We start from the raw sequence: 14,929 nt of genomic DNA on the forward strand, positions 1-14,929 counted from the left end.
GCACACCCCCGCCGCCAACGGCCGGACACCCGCAAGCAGTCCACCGCCACGCCGCCACCCCCCGCCCGAGGAGCCCTCGATGACCAGCCCCGACCCCCGCCGCCCGCAGGCCCGTACCGCCCCGGACGACCGGCCCTTGGTGACCCGTACCGCACAGGCAACCCCGCCGACCGGCCCGGCAGCCGCAACCCCCGCCACCTCCGCAAGCGCCGCGAACGCCACCCCGACACCCCCCGCCAACCCTCAACCCGGGTCTCCCCCCACCCTCGCCGACCCTGCCACCCCGCCCCCCGCCTCCCGCGGCGGAGAGCGGATGCGGCGCTGGCGGCTCGTGCTCGGGGCCGAAGGGGGCGGGGACGGGACCGGGCAGGCGCTCGACGGGGCCGACGCCGGCATGGACCGGACGCTGGCCGCGCTCTACGGCTCCCCCGACGGCCCCGCCCCCGGCGGCAGCCGGCGGCGGGCCGGGCTCGGCGGGTCCGCGCCGCAGGTGGCGCGGTGGCTCGGGGACGTGCGGACGTACTTCCCCACCCCCGTCGTCCAGGTCATGCAACGTGACGCCATCGACCGGCTCGGCATCGCCTCGCTCCTCCTGGAGCCCGAGATGCTCGCCGCCGTCGAGCCCGACGTGCACCTCGTCGGCACGCTGCTCTCCCTCGCCAAGGCCATGCCGGACGAGGCCCGCGAGACCGCCCGCGCCGTCGTCCGCCAGGTCACCGACGAACTGGAGCGCAAGCTCGCCGCCCGCACCCGCGCCACCCTCACCGGCGCACTCGACCGCGCCGCCCGCGTCCAGCGCCCCCGGCACCGCGACATCGACTGGGACCGCACCATCCGCGCCAACCTCAAGAACTACGTCCCCGAGCACCGCACCGTCGTCCCCGAGCGCCTCGTCGGCTACGCGCGCGCCGCCCGCTCCGTCCGCAAGGAAGTCGTCCTCGCCATCGACCAGTCCGGCTCCATGGCCGCCTCCGTCGTCTACGCGTCCGTCTTCGGCGCCGTCCTCTCCTCCATGCGCTCCCTCGCCACCCGCCTCGTCGCCTTCGACACCGCCGTCGTCGACCTCACCGACCAGCTCAGCGACCCCGTGGACGTGCTCTTCGGCACCCAGCTCGGCGGCGGTACGGACATCAACAGGGCGCTCGCGTACTGCCAGCAGCGCATCACCCGCCCCGCCGACACCGTGGTCGTGCTCATCAGCGACCTGTACGAGGGCGGCATACGCCAGGAGATGCTGAAGCGGGTCGCCGCGATGAAGGCGTCCGGCGTGCAGTTCGTCGCGCTGCTCGCGCTCTCCGACGAGGGCGCGCCCGCGTACGACCGCGACCACGCCGCCGCGCTCGCCGCCCTCGGCGCGCCCGCCTTCGCCTGCACCCCGGAGCGGTTCCCGGAGGTGATGGCGGCGGCTCTCGAGGGCCGCCCGCTGCCCGCCCCGACAGAGACATGAAAACGGAGACGGGAAAACGGAGACGTGAAAACGGAGGCGTGAAAAGGATCTGAGACCAGTCCTCCGGGGCCCATCCGTACCCCGCATACACCCGGACCGCACCTGTGACCGTTCTCACCGCACCGGTGGGACCCCGGGTTTAGGCCGTGCTGTCAGGCAGGACTAATCTGCAAGACGACCCTGCCATTACAACGCGACACGACTGAATCACAAGGGACGGACGCGCGTGGATCTGTTCGAGTACCAGGCGAGGGATCTCTTCGCCAAGCATGGTGTACCGGTGCTGGCCGGCGAAGTCATCGACACGCCCGAGGCGGCGCGCCAGGTGACCACGGAGCTCGGCGGTCGCGCCGTCGTCAAGGCCCAGGTCAAGACCGGCGGCCGGGGCAAGGCGGGCGGCGTGAAGCTCGCGTCCGACCCGGACGACGCCGTCGAGAAGGCCGGCCAGATTCTGGGCATGGACATCAAGGGCCACACGGTCCACAAGGTGATGCTCGCCCAGACCGCCGACATCGCCGACGAGTACTACGTGTCGTACCTCCTCGACCGGGCCAACCGCACGTTCCTCGCCATGGCGTCCGTCGAGGGCGGCATGGACATCGAGGAGGTCGCGGCCACCAAGCCGGAGGCGCTGGCCCGGATCCCCGTGGACGCGAACGAGGGCGTGACCGAGGCCAAGGCTCGCGAGATCGTCGAGGCCGCCCGCTTCCCCGCCGAGATCGCCGACCAGGTCGTCCAGGTCCTGCAGACGCTGTGGACCGTCTTCGTCAAGGAGGACGCCCTCCTGGTCGAGGTCAACCCGCTGGTCAAGACCGCCGACGGCACCGTCCTGGCGCTGGACGGCAAGGTGTCGCTGGACGCGAACGCCGAGTTCCGCCAGCCCGACCACGCCGGGTTCGAGGACAAGGCCGCCGCCAACCCGCTGGAGGCCGCCGCCAAGGCCAAGGGCCTCAACTACGTCAAGCTCGACGGCCAGGTCGGCATCATCGGCAACGGCGCGGGGCTGGTCATGTCCACCCTCGACGTCGTCGCGTACGCGGGTGAGAAGCACAGCGCCGTCAAGCCCGCCAACTTCCTCGACATCGGCGGCGGCGCCTCCGCCGACGTGATGGCCAACGGCCTGGAGATCATCCTCGGCGACCCGGACGTCCGGTCCGTCTTCGTCAACGTCTTCGGCGGCATCACCGCCTGCGACGCGGTCGCCAACGGCATCGTGCAGGCCCTGCAGCTGCTCAAGAGCAAGGGCGAGGACGTCACGAAGCCGCTGGTCGTACGCCTCGACGGCAACAACGCCGAGCTGGGCCGCAAGATCCTCAGCGACGCGAACCACCCGCTCGTCGAGCAGGTGGACACGATGGACGGCGCCGCCGACCGCGCCGCCGAGCTGGCCGCCAAGTAAGGACAGAGGACAGAAGAAAACCATGGCTATCTTCCTCACCAAGGACTCCAAGGTCATCGTCCAGGGCATGACCGGCTCGGAGGGCCAGAAGCACACGCGGCGGATGCTCGCGTCCGGCACCAACGTCGTCGGCGGGGTCAACCCCCGCAAGGCGGGCCAGAAGGTCGACTTCGAAGGCACCGAGATCCCGGTCTTCGGCTCGGTCCAGGAGGCCGTCGACGCCACCGGCGCGGACGTCACCGTCATCTTCGTACCGGAGAAGTTCACCAAGTCCGCGGTGGTCGAGGCGATCGACGCCGAGATCCCGCTCGCGGTGGTCATCACCGAGGGCATCGCGGTCCACGACACCGCCGCCTTCTGGGCGTACGCGGGCGCGAAGGGCAACAAGACGCGCATCGTCGGCCCCAACTGCCCGGGCCTGATCACTCCCGGCCAGTCCAACGCGGGCATCATCCCCGCGGACATCACCAAGCCGGGGCGGATCGGCCTGGTGTCGAAGTCCGGCACGCTGACGTACCAGATGATGTACGAGCTGCGCGACATCGGCTTCTCCACCTGCGTCGGCATCGGCGGCGACCCGGTCATCGGCACCACCCACATCGACGCCCTCGAAGCCTTCGAGGCCGACCCCGACACCGACCTGATCGTGATGATCGGGGAGATCGGCGGCGACGCCGAGGAGCGGGCCGCGGACTACATCAAGGCCAACGTGACGAAGCCGGTCGTCGGCTACGTCGCCGGCTTCACCGCCCCCGAGGGCAAGACGATGGGCCACGCCGGCGCGATCGTCTCCGGCTCGTCGGGCACGGCCCAGGCGAAGAAGGAAGCGCTGGAGGCCGCGGGCGTGAAGGTCGGCAAGACGCCGTCGGAGACGGCGCGGCTGGCCCGCGAGGTGCTGGCGGGCTGACGCGGTCTGCCGCGGTCTGCCGCGAGCGGAACAGGAGCGGGCCTGCCCCTGCGGGGGCGGGCCCGCTTTCGCGTGTCCACGCGGGGCGCGTCGCAGGCGGGGCCCGGAGGGGCCCCGGGTGGTCGGCGGTGGGCCGCGGGTGGTCGGCGGTGGGGCACTGGTCGGGACGAGCGCGCGGCGCGTGGGCGCGGTGGCGGTGTCGAGGCGTGGCCGGTGTGGGGCGCGCCTCAGGCAGGCGGGCGGTGGACACGCACGGGTGGGTTGCCCGTGCTCGGCGCGGCTGGCGCGACGTGATCCGGCACGGGCGGTGTGCCCCTGCCTGGCGCGGCTGGCGCGGCGTGATCCGACGCGGGTGGGGTGCCTGTGCCCGGTGTGGCCGGTGGGATGTGATCCGACGCGGGTGGGGTGCCTGTGCTCGGCGCGGACGGTGGGACGTGATCCGACGCGGGCGGGTTGCCCGTGCTCGGCGCGGCTGGCGCGACGTGACCCGGCACGGGTGGTGTGCCCACCCCCGGGGCGGGGTGCTGAGCGGTCCGGGCGGCCTGCCACAGGTGGGCCGGGGGCGTGGCCTTGTCGCGGGTGTGGTCCTCGCCCAGGGCGGTGACGGCCGCGGCGGCGAGGAGGAGGGCGGCGGCGAGCAGGGCGTAGCCGCGCAGCTGCCGGTCCGTACGGCGCTCGCTGCGGTGGCGCGCGGCGCCGGGCGGCAGTGTGCGTATCGGCTGCGCGGCGGCGAACCGCCGCAGCCGCGTGCGTAGCGCCTCTGCCCGTTCGTCCGGCGGGACCTGCCCCAGCTCCGGTACGGCCGCGGCCAGCGCCTCGTGCGCGTGCGTCAGCCGTCCCGCGGCGGCCAGGGTGGTGGCCTCCAGCTCGGCGGCGGCCTCGGGCAGGTCGAGCCCGACGACGTCGTAGACGACGACGGCGCTGCGGTACGACTCCGGCAGCGCGAGCAGCGCCGCGAACAGCCGCCGGTCCACCGCCGTGCCGTACGGCTCGTCCCCGTGCGCATCCTTCTTCGTGCCCCGCCCCCCGGACGCCCACCGCCGCCGGCGCCGCCGGGCGCGGAGCCACTCCCAGGGCGCCTGCACGTACTCGAACGCGGCGGCCCGCACCCACCCCGGCGGATCCGGGTCGGAGGCCACCTCGGGCCACCGCTCCCAGGCGAGGTGGAAGGCGTGCTCGACGGCTTCGCGGGTGAGGGCGTGGTCGCCGGTGAGGAGGTACGTGTGCCGGGTGACGTCTGCGGCGCACCGCTGGTAGAGCGCGTCGTACGCGGCCTGCGCGGCGGCGGCGGTGGCGCCGGCGGCCGACGCGGAGTTCCGCGCGGCGGCGGCCCGGCGCCCGGCCCGGTACGCCCGGCTCCCGTACGCCCCGACCCGGTGCGCCCGGCCCCCGGCCGCCCGGCTCCGGGGCGTGCCGCCGCGGGACGCCCCGCCTCCCGGCACCAAGATGCCGGGCAGCCCGATGCCGGGCAGCCCGATGTCAGATCCCCCACCGGCTGACGACCCGCTTCCGGACCCCCCACCGTCTGACGACCCGCTTCCGGACCCCCCACCGTCTGACGACCCGCCTCCGGTCGTGCCGAGCCCGTACGCCCTGGCTCCGTACGCCCCGCCTCCGGTCGTGCTGCGCCCGTACGCCCCGGCCCCGCCCTCAGCCCCGACACCGTCCCCGCTCCCGGTCGCGGCCCCGTTCCCGGCCCCGGCCCTCCGCCCCCCGCCCACCACCGGCAGCTCCTGCGTGTCCTCCAGCTCCGTCGACCGCCCCCGCCCCCGCCCGCGCCGCCTCCGGCGCCTCTCCCGCGGCCCGAGCGGCCCCAGCGGCCCCAGCGGCGATATGTCAGGGTCCATAGCGCCATCGTGGCCAACACGACGGGCATACGCTCGTTACCAGGGCGAAACGGGTGTATTTGGCACCATGGCGGCCGTGAGCCAATTGACCGACCTCGCCCCGTCGTTCTCCCCGCGGCGCCAGGCCCAGGGCGCCCGCGTCGCCGCCGTGGTCGCCGCGGTAGCGAGCGGGTTCCTCGCCGCCGGTCTCGGCCTGGGGTTTCTCGCCGTGCTCGTGCTGCTGTTGTGGCTCACGTCCCCGTACCCCGACAGCGGCCCGGGCGGGGCCCTGCACCTGGTCGCCGACCTGTGGCTGCTCGCCCACGGCGCCGATCTCGTACGCACCGAGACCCGCACCGGCGTGCCCGCGCCCGTCGGGCTCACGCCGCTGCTGCTCATGGCGCTGCCCGTCTTGCTCATGCACCGGACCGCGCGCGACGCGCTCACCCTGCGCGACGGCAGGCCGCCGCTCGCGCCGCCGGCCATCGGCGCGTGGGTGGCCTGCGGCTACCTCGCCGTCGCCGCCGCGGTGACGGCGTACGCCCGCGGCGGGCCGCTGCACGCCCCGCCGCTCAGCGCCGCGGTGGTGGTCCCGCTGACGGTGGCCGCGGCCACCGCCGCCGGGGTGTGGTCAGCGGCCGGGACGCCCGCCGTGCTGCTGCCCCGCCCCCGGCGCCCAGCGGAGGCCGTCGCCCGGGCCGGGGCGGCGCCGCGCGCGGAGGCCGTCGCCCGGGCCGGGGCGGCGGGGGTCGTCGCGCTGCTCGGCGGCGGTGCGCTGCTCTGCGGTGTCGCCCTGGTCATGCACGCGGCCGTGGCGCAGGAGCACTTCCTCTCCCTCTCCACGACGGTCTCCGGCCGGTTCGGCGTCTTCCTCCTCGCCGTCGCGCTGCTGCCGAACGCCGCGACGTGGGCGGCGGCGTACGGGCTCGGGCCCGGCTTCGCCGTCGGGGCCGGGAGCGTGGTGTCGCCGCTGGGCGCCGCCGACTACCCCGTGCAGCCCGTCTTCCCGCTGCTCGCCGCGGTGCCGGGGGAGGGCCCCGGTGGGCCGCTGACCTGGGCTGCCGCCGCCGTGCCGGGGGTGGCGGGGGTGGTCGTCGGGTGTTTCGCGGGGCGGGCCGCGGCGCCGGTGGCGGGGGAGCGGGCGCCGAGCTGGCGGTGGTGGCCGACGGTGTGGGTGACGGCCGCGGCGGCGCTCGCCTGCGGCGCGGGCACGGCGGCACTGGCGTGGTTCGCCGGCGGGCCGCTCGGTACGGAGACGCTGGCGGACTTCGGGCCGGTGTGGTGGCAGGCCGGTGGCGCGGCGGTGGCGTGGACGGCGGTGATCGGGGTGCCGGTGGCGCTCGTGGTACGGGCGGTGCGGCTGCGCGGCGCGGGGCCGCCGGCGGTGACGGGACCGGCGGTGCCGGTCACGGCACCCGGCGCGCCCTCGCGGGTGCGGAGGCGGCAGTGGGGCCGGCAGGGCTGGCCGTCGTGGGAGCCGCGCTCACGGCTGGCGGAGGAGTGGGAGGAGCAGTCCGGCGGCGACTGACGCCGTGGCCGTACGGGCCACAGAACGGCCCGGCGCCCCGGCTCGGCAAGCCGGGCTGTCGGACCGCCCGGCCGTCCCGCGCCGTCAGTCCCCTCGGTCGCCGTCAGTCGCGCTCGAAGAACGTCCGCAGCGGCTTGGGCAGTTCGTCGCTGCACTTGTCCTTCGACGTCTCCGTGAGCGCGTCACTGCGGCAGTTGAAGTAGTCCCGGTACGCGACCTGCACCGCGAACCCGGCGAGCACGATGGACAGCGTGATGCCCGCTGCCACGATGCCGGTGATCGCCGCCGTGGTGTGCGGACGGCCGCCGGTCGACCGGCGCTGGACGGGCTGGCCGAAGGCGTCGGTGCCGCCGGCGTTGTTCCGGCCGCCGTTGCGGCCGTTGGCCGCCGCGGCGCTGTTCTGCCCGCCGGGCTTGCCGCGCAGCGCGTCGATGCCCCAGTAGAGGGCGAGCGCGCCGAGGAGCAGCGCCAGCGGCCACCAGTTGAACAGGGCGAAGAAGAAGCCCCACATGCCGGCGAGCAGCGCGTACCGCGACCGCCGCTGCACCGGGTCCGTCGGGTCCCAGCGCAGGTTGCGGCCGGGGCCGTCGCCGTTGTCCCGGCCGTTGTTGCGGCCGTTGTCCCGGCCGGGGCCCGACCCGTCGCCGGAGCCCCCCGGGCCGGGTCCCGGCCCGGGGCCCTGAGGGCCGCCCGGACCGCCGGGGCCCGGCTGGCCCGGGTCGCCGCCGCCCCAGCTGCCGTGCCCCGCGGGCGGCTGGTGGCTGCTCCACTGGTTGCCCCACGGGGGCGGCGGCTGGTCCTGGCCGCCGTTCTGCCCGTTGCCCTGGCCGTTGCCCTGACCACCTTGCCCGTTGCCCTGGCCCCCCTGACCTCCCTGGCCCCCCTGACCTCCCTGGCCGCCGTTGCCCTGACCGCCGCCGTGCTGCCCGCCGTCGTGACCGCCGCCCCCGGGCGCGTCCTGGGGCCCCTGGGGCCCCTGCGGTCCTTGCGGGCCCTGCGGCGCGAGCCCCTGCGGCGGCGCACCCTGCGGCCCCGGGCCGTACTGCGGCATCCCCTGCGGCGCCCCGTAAGGCGGCACCCCGTGAGGCGGCACCCCGTAAGGCGGCACCCCGTAAGGCGGGGCGCCGTGCGGCGGCACCCCGTGCGGCGGAGCGCCGTAGGGCCCCGGCCCGTACGGCGGTGCCCCCTGCGGCTGGCCGCCGACCGGCGCCCCCTGCCCACCGGGCGCGGCCCCCGGCCCGCCCGGCTCACCCGGCGCCTCCTGCCCGCCGCCCTCCGGCGTCGGTCCCGGCGCCGCCGCGTCCGACGGCGGCCGGGCGTCGCGGTACGCGACGCCGCCCTGCCCGGGCACACGCACGTCCCAGGGCGTGCCGAACCGCCCGCGGGACTGTGCGGGGGACTGCGAGGGGGCCCCGGCCGATGCGGGGATAGGGCGTCGGAGGGCCGCGCTGCGGCGTCGGTCCGGCTGCATCTGGACGGCGTCGTCTCCTCAGGTCGTCTGCCCGCTCGGCCGGGCCGCGTACGCGGGCGCGCGTAACTGCTACTGGAGACGCTACCCCGCCCGGCCTGCCGCGGCCCCGCCAGGGGACGCCCGGTATGGTGGCAGACGTCCGTCGCCCCTCCCCGGGCCCCCTGGCACCCCAGGGTCTCGCGGCTCGTACGGACACACAATCGCCCGCCGAAGAGAGATCCGCCGTGGTTTCGCATGCGCCCGCCCGCCTCGTCGTGCTCGTCTCCGGCTCCGGTACGAACCTGCAGGCCCTGCTCGACGCCGTCGCCGCGCAGGGGGCGGACGCCTACGGCGCCGAGGTCGTCGCCGTAGGCGCGGACCGCACCGCCGAGGCCGGCGCCGCCGGGCTGCTGCGCGCCGAGCGCGCCGGGCTGCCGACGTTCGTCTGCCGCGTCCCGGATTTCGCCACCCGCGCCGAGTGGGACCGGGCGCTGACCGAGGCCACGGCCGCGTACGAGCCGGACCTCGTCGTCTCGGCCGGGTTCATGAAGATCGTGGGGAAGGAGTTCCTGGCGCGCTTCGGCGGCCGGATCGTCAACACCCACCCCGCGCTGCTCCCCAGCTTCCCCGGCGCCCACGCCGTGCGCGACGCGCTCGCGCACGGCGTCAAGGTCACCGGGTGCACCGTCCACTTCGTCGACGAAGGCGTCGACACCGGCCCGATCATCGCGCAGAGCGCGGTCGAGGTCCGCGAGTCGGACCACCGGGACGGGGGCGAGGCGCTCCACGAGCGCATCAAGGCAGTCGAACGCCGGCTGCTCGTCGACGTCGTGGGCCGGCTGGCCCGGGACGGCTACCGCGTCGAGAATCGAAAGGTTCGGTTCGGTGAATAACCCAGAGGTGAGTAGTAGTACAGAGGTGAGCGATACAGAGTCGGCAGCGGCCGGCACGCGGCGGCCGGTGCGCCGCGCGCTCATCAGCGTCTACGACAAGACGGGTCTTGAGGATCTGGCCCGCGGGCTGCACGAGGCCGGCGTCGCGCTCGTCTCCACCGGCTCGACGGCCACGCGCATCGCCGCCGCCGGCGTGCCGGTGACGAAGGTCGAGGAGCTGACCGGCTTCCCCGAGTGTCTGGACGGCCGGGTCAAGACCCTGCACCCGCGGGTGCACGCCGGCCTCCTCGCCGACCTGCGCCTGGAGGACCACCGGCGCCAGCTCGCGGAGCTGGGCGTCGAGCCGTTCGAGCTGCTGGTGAGCAACCTCTACCCGTTCGCCGAGACCGTCGCCTCGGGCGCCTCGCCCGACGAGTGCGTGGAGCAGATCGACATCGGCGGCCCGTCGATGGTCCGGGGCGCGGCGAAGAACCACCCGTCGGTCGCCGTCGTCGTCAACCCGGCGCGCTACGACGAGGTGCTGAAGGCCGTCGCCGACGGCGGCTTCGACCTGGCGCGGCGCAAGCGGCTCGCGGCGGAGGCGTTCCAGCACACGGCGGCGTACGATGTGGCGGTGGCCAACTGGTTCGCCGCGGACTACGCCCCCGCCGACGACGGCCCGCAGGAATTCGTCGGCGCCGCGTACACCCGCCTGAACCCGCTGCGCTACGGCGAGAACCCGCACCAGGCCGCGGCCCTCTACACCGACGGCTCCGGCACCGGCCTGCCCGGCGCCGAGCAGCTGCACGGCAAGGAGATGTCGTACAACAACTACGTCGACACCGAGGCCGCCCGCCGCGCCGCGTACGACCACGAGCGCCCCTGCGTCGCCATCATCAAGCACGCCAACCCCTGCGGCATCGCCGTCGGCGACGACGTCGCCGCGGCGCACCGCAAGGCGCACGCCTGCGACCCGGTGTCCGCGTACGGCGGCGTGATCGCCGTCAACCGGCCGGTGTCGAAGGAGCTGGCGGAGCAGGTCGCGGACATCTTTACTGAGGTCATCGTCGCGCCGGCGTACGAGGACGGGGCGCTGGAGGCGCTGACGCGCAAGAAGAACATCCGCATCCTGGCGAGCGCCGGAACGCCGCGGCGGGCACGGGAGCTCCGGCCGGTCGACGGCGGGCTGCTGGTGCAGGAGCGGGACGTCTTCCAGGCCGCGGGCGACGACCCGACCGCCTGGACGCTGGCCGCGGGCGCGGCGCTGGACGCGGACGGGCTCGCGGACCTGGCGTTCGCCTGGCGGTCGTGCCGCGCGGTGAAGTCCAACGCGATCCTGCTGGCGAAGGACGGCGCCACCGTCGGCGTCGGCATGGGGCAGGTCAACCGCGTCGACTCGGCGAAGCTCGCTGTGCAGCGCGCGGGCGCGGAGCGCGCGGCGGGGGCGTACGCCGCCTCGGACGCCTTCTTCCCGTTCCCGGACGGGCTGGAGGTGCTGCTCGACGCGGGGGTACGGGCCGTGGTGCAGCCGGGCGGGTCGATCCGCGACGAGCAGGTGGTCGAGGCCGCGCAGAAGGCGGGCGTGACCATGTACCTCACGGGCGCACGGCACTTCTACCACTGAGAATGTCTGCCGGTGAGCGTCTGCCGGCACGTACGAAGCACTTACGAGGACGTACGAAGCACCTACGAAGCACGTACGAAGGGAGCCCCGCCGGCGCCGGCGGGGCTCCCTTCGTACGCGACGAACGTCACGTCACGGCCGGGGGCGCGAGAACCACCGCCCGGAGTCGCGGTTCGCGACCATCACGATCGAGATGATGCCGAGCGCGACCCAGATGATGCCGAGCGGGAGCGCCATCACGCCGAAGAGGATCAGGAAGCTCAGCCACACGATGGTGCCGACGCGCACGCCGCCCGCGCCCTTGCCGAACAGCGAGGCGAGGACGATGCCGATGATCGCGTGCACGAGGTAGAGCCCGGCGACGACCGCCACGGCCTCGGCGGGGACGCTCACGCCCGAGCCGTCCTCGAAGCCCTCCTCGAAGTCCTCCTTCGCCACCGCGATGCCGATGAGCAGGAGGACGGAGAGCATGGTCTGCAGCCCGCCTGAGATGAACATCATGATGCGGGCGGCGGTCGCCTTGCCCGGGATGCTCGTCGGGTAGTCGACGGCGCCGTACGGGCCGGGGCCGCCCGGGTACACGGGGTACGGCTGGCCGGCGGCGGGGTACTGCGGGTAGCCGCCGCCGTATGGCTGTTGCGCCTGCTGTGCCTGCTGCTGTGCCTGCTGCGTCGGCTGCTGCGCCTGAGGTGCCGGCTGCTGCGGCTGCTGGCCCTGGGGCCCGCCGTAGGGGTTGTTCTGGTCGGGGAGGCTCACGGTGCCCTTCTTCCGCGGTTTTGTGGACGTGCTGACACACTGACCTGGCCCGAGTACGGCTGTCCAGACCGGCTGATTGGTCTGTTACCCACCGCATCGGGGAGGATGGGCCCCATGACCGCCCAGATTCTCGACGGCAGGGCCACCGCGGCCGCAATCAAGGCAGAGCTTGCCACGCGCGTGCAGGCGCTCAAGGGCCGGGGTGTCACGCCCGGGCTGGGAACCCTCCTGGTCGGCGACGACCCGGGCAGCCAGAAGTACGTCGCGGGCAAGCACCGCGACTGCGCCGAGATCGGCATCGCCTCCATCCAGCGTGAGCTGCCCGCGACGGCCAGGCAGGAGCAGATCGAGGCGGTCGTCCGCGAGCTGAACGAGGACCCGGCCTGCACCGGCTACCTCGTCCAGCTGCCGCTGCCGCGGCACATCGACGAGAACCGGGTGCTGGAGCTGATCGACCCGGCCAAGGACGCGGACGGGCTGCACCCCACCAACCTCGGCCGCCTGGTGCTGAACGAGCCCGCGCCGCTGCCCTGTACGCCGAACGGCGTCATCCGGCTGCTGCGGCAGTTCGGGGTGGAGCTGAACGGGGCGCACGTCGTGGTGGTCGGGCGCGGCGTCACCATCGGTCGGTCGCTGCCGCTGCTGCTGACCCGCAAGTCCGAGAACGCCACGGTCACCCAGTGCCACACCGGCACCCGCGACCTGGCCGGGCACCTGCGGCAGGCCGACATCGTCGTCGCCGCGGCCGGCTCGCCGCACCTGATCAAGCCGGCGGACGTGCGGCCGGGCGCCGCCGTACTCGACGTCGGCGTCAGCCGCGACGAGCACGGCAAGATCGTCGGGGACGTGCACCCGGGCGTCGCGGACGTCGCCGGCTGGCTGTCGCCGAACCCGGGCGGCGTCGGGCCGATGACGCGCGCGATGCTGCTGTTCAACGTCGTGGAGGCGGCCGAGGGGGCGGCAGGGTCGACCGGGGCGTCCGGGGCGGGTGCGGCCTCGCCGGCGGCGCGGTGATGGCCCGGCGCGCGGCGTTCCCGACCCGCGGCACGGTACGCCCGGAGGGCGGCGGCCGGGCGGCGTCCGGCCACGCGCCGCCGCCGGTACGGCAGTGGCCGGTACTGCTGGTGCTGGCGATAGCGGCGGCCGGGTTCATCACGGTGGCCGCGGGCCCGTTCCGCGAGGGCACGCTGGTCGTCGGTGGGTCGCTGCTCGTCGGCGGCGTGCTGCGCTGGCTGGTGCCGGAGGTCGGCATGCTGGCGGTGCGGTCCCGGTTCACCGACATCGTGACGTTGGGGGTGCTGGGGCTGGCGATCGTGCTGCTGGCGCTGGTCGCGTTGCCGGACCCGTGGCTCGACCTGCCGCTCGTGGAGGACGCGGTGCACTTCTCCGTACGCTGACGCCGGGCGCCGGGCGGAGGGCCGGTCCGTACCCGGGATCTCCACGTCGGTGCTGGCAGATGCCATGCTGGGGCGGGAGCGCGGCACGGGGAACATGGGGGAACGAGGGAGTAGTGATGCCTCGCTGGAAGGAGCTGCCGGAAGATCTCGACCCGCAGATACGGGAGTTCGCCGAGCACATGCGCCGGCTGGTCGACCGCAGCGGCCTGACCGTGTCGGAGGTCGCGGACCGCACGGGGTACAGCAGGTCGTCGTGGGAGCGCTACCTGGGCGGGCGGCTGATGCCGTCGCGGGAGTCGGTGGTCGCGTTCGCGGAGGTGACGGACGCGCGGGACGAGCAGCTGATGACCGAGTGGGGCGCGGCCGACCGCGCCTGGAGCCGGGCGGAGCTGCGGAACGAGGCGGCGCTGCGGGCCCTGCGGGCGGCGGAGCCGGGGTCGGACGCCGACGCGGACGCCGGTCGTGCGGCGCCGGGCGGCCGGCAGGGGCGGGGGCTGCGGGGGGTCCTGGGCCGGGGCAGGAGCCGTGGCGAGGACATATCCGGCGCGGGGGCGATACCGCGGCCGGAGGAGATATCCCGTCCCGAGCACCCGGAGGGGCCGACGGAGAGACCCGCGAGGGCTGCGGGGCCCGTACGCCCCGATGCCACCGAGCGCTCGGCGGTACGCCCCGGCCCCCCGCCGCCGCCGGAGCGGCGGATGCGTGCGGAGGAGCTGCCGGGAAGACGGTCGACGGGAGCCGGACGGGAGACCGGACCCGGAGCCGAGCCCGGCGCCGGAGAGGGAGCCGGAGCCGAGGCCGGCTCCAGGACCGGGACGGGAAGCGGAACCGGAGCCAGGACAGGGACCGGGACCGGCAGCGGAACCGAAGCCAGGACCGGGACCGGGACCGGCTCCGCCGACTCCTCCCGGGAGAACGACGAGACCACCAAGCTCCGCTCCCTCTCCCGCCCCCCTCCGGCCGCCCCCGCCCCGACTCCCGACCCCGAGCCGGAGCCGGCCGTCGGCCCGCCCCCGGCGTCCCGCACCCTCGCGACGTCCACCACCGCCACCCCACCCCCCAAGAAGAACTGGCCGCTGCGCCGCGTCCTCCTCGCCGGCCTCGTCACGCTGCTCCTCACCGGCAGCGGCGCCGGCGCCGCTTACGTCGCCCACGGACTGATCACCGACCCCGGCGTCGAGGAGCGGCAGGAGCCGCGCGGCGGACCGCCGCCCGACACCGACCCCACCGGCCCGGCGTCCGGGTCGCCGTCCGATTCCGAGTCCGAGTCCGAGTCCGAGCCGCTGCCCGAGGGCGTGGAGTGCCGGGGCGCCGACTGCACCGGCAAGGACCCCGACGAGATGGGCTGCGGCGGGGACTTCGCCCGTACGACCACGCAGACGTATGTCGGCGCCATGCTCCTGGAGATCCGCTACAGCGAGCCCTGCCAGGCGGCGTGGGCCCGGATCACCGCCGCCGAACCCGGCGCGACCGTGACGGCCCTCGCCGAGGTGCCGGGCGAGGAGCCGGTCCGCGAGGACGCGTCCGCCGGGACCAGCGAGGGCTACACCGCGATGGTCGCCGCGGAACGGCTCAACGGCGTACGGGCCTGCGCCGCGCTCCCCGACGGCACGGCGGACTGCACGGAGGGCACGCCGCCGTGAGCGGGCCCACACCGGCCGCCCCCCGGCACTCCGTGCCAGTCGGATAGATTGGGCCCCCGGGGGCACGGCTGCCCTTGGCC

At 75.2% G+C, this 14,929-nt stretch carries 12 protein-coding genes; 9 read left to right on the forward strand and 3 right to left on the reverse strand.

Annotation, left to right across the window (positions count from 1 at the left end):
* Positions 1-313: 313 nt before the first annotated feature.
* The 3 genes from T328_RS11230 to sucD all read left to right on the forward strand — a co-directional run bounded on the left by T328_RS11230 (position 314) and on the right by sucD (position 3,753).
* Positions 314-1,447, forward strand: a complete 1,134-nt coding sequence (locus T328_RS11230; protein WP_496496080.1) for a VWA domain-containing protein — start codon at positions 314-316, stop codon at positions 1,445-1,447.
* A 226-nt stretch (positions 1,448-1,673) separates the two neighbouring features.
* Positions 1,674-2,846, forward strand: coding sequence for an ADP-forming succinate--CoA ligase subunit beta (gene sucC / locus T328_RS11235; protein ID WP_496495819.1), 1,173 nt, complete (start codon positions 1,674-1,676; stop codon positions 2,844-2,846).
* 22 nt (positions 2,847-2,868) lie between these two features.
* Entirely contained in the window at positions 2,869-3,753 is an 885-nt protein-coding gene (sucD, locus tag T328_RS11240) for a succinate--CoA ligase subunit alpha (protein ID WP_496495820.1), read from the forward strand.
* Positions 3,754-3,980: 227 nt separating this feature from the next.
* On the opposite strand, the gene T328_RS11245 is transcribed toward sucD, so the two are convergent.
* Positions 3,981-5,198, reverse strand: a complete 1,218-nt coding sequence (locus T328_RS11245; RefSeq protein WP_496495821.1) for an RNA polymerase sigma factor — start codon at positions 5,196-5,198, stop codon at positions 3,981-3,983.
* Between the two features lie 478 nt (positions 5,199-5,676).
* Here T328_RS11245 and T328_RS11250 point away from each other — a divergent pair, with 478 nt between their 5' ends.
* Entirely contained in the window at positions 5,677-7,107 is a 1,431-nt protein-coding gene (locus tag T328_RS11250) for a cell division protein PerM (protein ID WP_496495822.1), read from the forward strand.
* Between the two features lie 103 nt (positions 7,108-7,210).
* Here the strand turns inward: T328_RS11250 and T328_RS11255 are convergent, their stop codons facing one another.
* Entirely contained in the window at positions 7,211-8,464 is a 1,254-nt protein-coding gene (locus T328_RS11255; RefSeq protein WP_496495823.1) for a hypothetical protein, read from the reverse strand.
* Positions 8,465-8,802: 338 nt separating this feature from the next.
* Here T328_RS11255 and purN point away from each other — a divergent pair, with 338 nt between their 5' ends.
* Both purN and purH read left to right on the forward strand, forming a co-directional pair.
* Positions 8,803-9,450, forward strand: a complete 648-nt coding sequence (gene purN, locus T328_RS11260) for a phosphoribosylglycinamide formyltransferase (protein ID WP_496495824.1) — start codon at positions 8,803-8,805, stop codon at positions 9,448-9,450.
* 25 nt (positions 9,451-9,475) lie between these two features.
* Positions 9,476-11,053, forward strand: a complete 1,578-nt coding sequence (gene purH / locus T328_RS11265) for a bifunctional phosphoribosylaminoimidazolecarboxamide formyltransferase/IMP cyclohydrolase (RefSeq protein WP_496495825.1) — start codon at positions 9,476-9,478, stop codon at positions 11,051-11,053.
* A 132-nt stretch (positions 11,054-11,185) separates the two neighbouring features.
* Here the strand turns inward: purH and T328_RS11270 are convergent, their stop codons facing one another.
* Positions 11,186-11,809, reverse strand: coding sequence for a hypothetical protein (locus T328_RS11270; protein WP_496495826.1), 624 nt, complete (start codon positions 11,807-11,809; stop codon positions 11,186-11,188).
* Between the two features lie 114 nt (positions 11,810-11,923).
* Between T328_RS11270 and T328_RS11275 the strand changes: the two genes are divergently transcribed.
* From T328_RS11275 to T328_RS11285, 3 genes are all read left to right on the forward strand, one after another.
* Entirely contained in the window at positions 11,924-12,823 is a 900-nt protein-coding gene (locus T328_RS11275; protein WP_496495827.1) for a bifunctional methylenetetrahydrofolate dehydrogenase/methenyltetrahydrofolate cyclohydrolase, read from the forward strand.
* A complete protein-coding gene (locus T328_RS11280) occupies positions 12,823-13,206 on the forward strand; it encodes a DUF3017 domain-containing protein (protein ID WP_496495828.1) in 384 nt (127 codons plus the stop codon). Before T328_RS11275 ends, T328_RS11280 begins: the two co-directional genes overlap by 1 nt.
* Before the next feature lie 116 nt (positions 13,207-13,322).
* Entirely contained in the window at positions 13,323-14,849 is a 1,527-nt protein-coding gene (locus T328_RS11285) for a helix-turn-helix domain-containing protein (protein WP_496495829.1), read from the forward strand.
* Positions 14,850-14,929 lie beyond the last annotated feature (80 nt).

The sequence above is a fragment of the Streptomyces sp. CNX435 genome, assembly GCF_059570575.1.

What these genes read in the sequence shown, in the direction of transcription:
- T328_RS11230 (WP_496496080.1), top strand. Translation starts at nt 314, where the DNA reads ATGCGGCGCTGGCGGCTCGTGCTCGGGGCCGAAGGGGGCGGGGACGGG.
- T328_RS11285 (WP_496495829.1), top strand. Translation starts at nt 13,323, where the DNA reads ATGCCTCGCTGGAAGGAGCTGCCGGAAGATCTCGACCCGCAGATACGG.
- T328_RS11275 (WP_496495827.1), top strand. Translation starts at nt 11,924, where the DNA reads ATGACCGCCCAGATTCTCGACGGCAGGGCCACCGCGGCCGCAATCAAG.
- T328_RS11280 (WP_496495828.1), top strand. Translation starts at nt 12,823, where the DNA reads ATGGCCCGGCGCGCGGCGTTCCCGACCCGCGGCACGGTACGCCCGGAG.
- sucD (WP_496495820.1), top strand. Translation starts at nt 2,869, where the DNA reads ATGGCTATCTTCCTCACCAAGGACTCCAAGGTCATCGTCCAGGGCATG.